Annotated in this window: 1 rRNA gene; it reads left to right on the top strand. The window is 54.1% G+C overall.

The window, feature by feature from the left end:
- Positions 1 to 255: ribosomal RNA gene (locus K4B79_RS47600) — 23S ribosomal RNA — on the top strand; the annotation flags it as partial.

Here is a 255-nt window from a genome sequence, read left to right as displayed (position 1 = left end):
GCAGAGACCAGCGAGAAGCGACTGTTTACTAAAAACACAGGTCCGTGCGAAGCCGTAAGGCGATGTATACGGACTGACGCCTGCCCGGTGCTGGAACGTTAAGGGGACCGGTTAGTGCGCTTTCGGGCGTGCGAAGCTGAGAACTTAAGCGCCAGTAAACGGCGGTGGTAACTATAACCATCCTAAGGTAGCGAAATTCCTTGTCGGGTAAGTTCCGACCTGCACGAATGGCGTAACGACTTCTCGACTGTCTCA

Origin of the sequence: Streptomyces lincolnensis (genome assembly GCF_021173675.1) — a bacterium.
Taxonomy (GTDB): domain Bacteria; phylum Actinomycetota; class Actinomycetes; order Streptomycetales; family Streptomycetaceae; genus Streptomyces; species Streptomyces lincolnensis_B.
The sequence above is the reverse complement of the archived record's forward strand: the minus strand, read 5'-3'. Positions and strand labels throughout refer to the sequence as shown.